The sequence below is a fragment of the Pedobacter sp. 01N416 genome (assembly GCF_056399685.1).
On the sequence record NZ_JBFTRT010000471.1, the window covers coordinates 1 to 4,089 of the forward strand.

Here is a 4,089-nt window from a genome sequence, read left to right on the forward strand (position 1 = left end):
ACTAGTGCCTTTGTGGGCGAAACCAATGAGCCTGACAATCCATTAACATTACTGATAAAATCATTGTTTACGTTTGAGCCATCAAACTGCCAAGCCAAAATTTCTTCTTTGTTGTTGGCTTGTTTGGTATTTGTCAATTGTTTATAGCCATCACCTGCAGTAGTTCTTAGCAATTCGTAATTTCCTTGATCCATAACCATTTTGGCTGTTGTAGCAGCTTCAGCATACTGGCCAGTGGTAAGTAGAATTCGAGCTTTTAAAGTTAGCGCTGCTCCTTTTGTAATTCTACCAGCCTGCGAGGCAACGGTAGGCAAATTTGGGATTGCAGCATTTAGATCGGCCAATATAAAGGCAACAGTTGAACCCAAAGCACCCCGGCCAATATTTACCTCGCCTGGGCTCAAAGGTTTGTCTACCAATGGCACTTCACCCCAATTGTTATAAAGTAAATAATATTCATATGCTCTTACAAACTGAACTTCTCCTTTTAACCTTGCTTTAAGGTTATCGTCCATCACACATTTATCTACATTGGCTAAAAACACATTGCTAGTTCGAATAACAGAATATAATGCTGACCAATAACCACTTATATCCCCATTGGAGGGAGAAATATTACCCTTGCCCCAAGTAAAATAATAAAAGCCCTGCCAAAAGCCTGAAGGTATAGCATCATCAGACCAATCATCGGCAAAATATTGCTGATAGATATGCGATGAGGACCAGCTACTGTAAACGCCAGTTGTCGCCTGTACAGCATCATCAGCATTACGCCAAAATGTGGTATTAGACAACCTATCGCCAGGTGCAACGTTTAAAAAGTCTTTCTTACAAGATGTAAAAAAGATAATTGTAAATATTATAGTTAATATCTTTTTCATGATGTTTTAATTTAATAGGTTATAGAAAGACCAGCCAAAAAACGTTTGGTAACAGGATAGGCACCAGAGCCACCGTAAGCAAAAAACGGATCTGAACCGGTAATACTTTCCGGATCCATTATTTTAAATGGTGAAATGGTTAATAAGTTTTCTCCGCTTAAATAAAAGCGTACCCTAGAAAGCTTGATCTTATTAACCAGCGCAGTAGGCAAACTATAACCCAATTGTACATTCCTTAGCTTAAGGAAAGCAGTATTCCGTAACCAATAAGAACTTAGGACATTATTAGCCGCTGCGGTAAAGCTTAAGCGGGGATAAGCGGCATTTGCATTGGTTCCATCTGTTGTCCAATGATCTAATTGTTGTACAATTGGTGCTGACCCGAAAGACCCGAATGGCTGTGCAAGCCTACCGTTTAAAATTCCTTTTACTTGAGCCACACCTTGCCATACGGTAGAAAAATCGAATCCCTTATAATCTGCCCCGAAAGAGAAACCATAATTTATTTTTGGAAAAAATGTACCCAGATTTACCTGGTCCTGTGCATTGACAAATCCATCGCCATTGATGTCCTTATACTTTATATCTCCAGGTTTTGGTGTACTACCAACACCCGACTGATTAGCACTTGCATTAATTTCGGCTTGATTTTGAAACAATCCGTCTGCTTGGTAGCCAAATAAGTTGTATATCGGATCGCCAACCCTTTTTCCGGGAACATCTGTACCCTTTAGATCCGTTATTTTATTGGTTACTTGAGCAATATTTGCATTAAGGTAATAACCTACTTCTCCTACACGGTCTTTATAAGTTGCTATAATTTCAAAACCATTATTACTTACAGCACCCGCATTGGATGTTGGTGGCGCCGCACCTAGAATAGAGGCTTGTGGCAACGGGAGTAAAATATCTTTTGTATCCCTTTTAAAAATCTCACCAGTTAAGGTTAGTTTATTATTAAACAAACCTAAATCAAGACCTAAATTTTTTGAGGTTGTGGTTTCCCAGGTTATGTTGTTGTTGGCAAGTGCACCTTCTCTAATACCAACAACTTTGTTTCCATCAAAAATATACTGTCCGTTAAACTCATAGGTTGATAAAAACCTATAATTATCAATTTCCTGATTACCCAGTTGACCCCAAGACGCACGAACCTTTAACATTGAGATTGCTTTTGGCAAATTCAGGAAGTTTTCTTTTGACAAAACCCATCCGGCAGAAAAAGCAGGAAATAGTTTTGCCCTTTTTCCGGCAGGAAACCTGCTACTTGCATCATATCTAAAATTAGCTTCGAAAAGATATTTTTCATCATAGATATAATTCAACCTACCAAAGGCAGACCTTGATCTAAAATCTATCGTGTTGCCATAAGTAGATTGGTTTAAAGGATCGGCAGCGTTAATTTGTGTTAAGGATGGGTCTGATAAATTTATACGGGTAATTCCCTCGCTTTCTGATGTAATTTTACGCTGCTCATATCCGGCCAAAACCTTTATACCGTGTTTGTCAAATGTCTTATCATAATTCAAAAGCAGCTGAAGGTTAAGGTCACTATAACGATCAAATCCTCTTGACACGTTTCTGGTCGTGGTTAAAGCAGGGATAGAAGCTGCATTTTCTGGTGTTGCACTAATTTCTCCTGTTGTTTTATTTATCCGGTACAAATCTACCCCCAAACCCAAATTTGAAGCATAATTGTAGTCTCTAGTATTTGAGGCAACGCCCTTTAGCTTTAAACCATCTATAATTTTAATCTCAGCAAAAGCAGAACCTATTAAACGTGTATCGGCATTTTTTGAATAACCGTTAATGGTTGAGCTATAGGCCACAGGGTTTGAATTTAAGCTAGACCACGTTGGGTAAGCATATCGACCATCTGGATAGCTTACAGGGTCGTTTGGCCATTGTTGAAAAGCTTGATGCAGGTACCAGCTTTCTCCACCAACACCTGAAACCGTAGGCGGATCGTTTACATTTCTCAGGCTTAAAGCCAGATTAAAGCCTGTACTTAACCAGCTTGAAATTTTTTGGTCAAAATTAGTTCTAAAATTATAACGCTGATAACCTGTATTGTTCATCAGTCCATCCTGATCCAAATAACCTAATGATACGTTGTACTTGGTATCTTCATTGCCACCATTAAAGGTTAAGTTATGTGAAAGCCAATTTCCAGACTTCGGGAAAACCGCATCCACCCAATTGGTATTGGCATGGGTTAACGGGCTTGAGCCATCTCTAAATTTTTGAATATCCTGTGCAGTAAATTTCAAACCTGAAGTTGGTATGCCGTCATTGGTTTGTGCCTCGTTATACATGGTGGCCAGATCGGCAGAACTTACAGTTTGGGGTACTTTACCGAGGTCGGAGAATCCGCCTTGCATTTCGTAATTTACCTTTAGTTTACCTGCTATGCCCCGTTTTGTCGTTACTATAATGACACCGTTAGCGGCATTAATACCATAAATAGCCGATGAGGCTGCGTCTTTTAACACCGAAACACTTTCTATATCATTTGGGTTAACCTGAGATAAATCTGTAGTTTGTATACCATCAACAATAAGCAACGCATTGGCGTTTCCTAAAGTACCTATACCTCTAATGTTAATGGTACCCATGTCTCTACCCGGAGGGCCACCACGTTGCAGAACGGTAACACCAGGTGCCTGGCCAGCAAGAATATTCGAAATATTAGCAACACCGCGGTCTTTGATCTGTTTAGCATCTACTGTAACGACCGACCCCGTTAGGTTTGATTTTTTTTGCGTACCATAACCCACCACTACAACTTCACTCAGTTTGGATAAACTTTCTTTAAGTACAATATTAAAATTGGTTTGATTATTTACAGCAATAGTTTGGCTTTCAAATCCAACCGCAGAAATGATGATTTCATTTTCACCTGCTGCAAGGGAGAGTGAAAAATTTCCGTTGCTATCACTAGAAGTACCTTTACTGGTCCCTTTTATTGAAATATTTACACTAGGGATACCCTTACCGATAAGATCAGTAATTTTCCCTTTAATATCTGTTTTTTGTATTTGACCCTCATCCTTTTTTATCGATTTTAGCTTTTCTCTAATCACAATTAACTTATCTTCGATTAAATAGTCTAAAGATTGGTTTTCAAGACACTTTTTCAAAACCGTTTCCAGTGGTTCATTTTTAACGACAATACTGATCAGCTTTGTTTGATCTAAAAGCTCCTTAT

Annotated in this window: 2 protein-coding genes; both read right to left on the bottom strand. The window is 38.8% G+C overall.

The genetic code is table 11. The features are described from left to right. Nucleotides 1–881, bottom strand: an 881-nt coding sequence (locus AC1DND_RS21665) for a RagB/SusD family nutrient uptake outer membrane protein (protein ID WP_477584694.1), incomplete at its 3' end; no start/stop codon positions are given. Nucleotides 882–892: 11 nt separating this feature from the next. Then, nucleotides 893–4,089, bottom strand: a 3,197-nt coding sequence (locus AC1DND_RS21670; protein WP_477584695.1) for a TonB-dependent receptor, incomplete at its 5' end; no start/stop codon positions are given.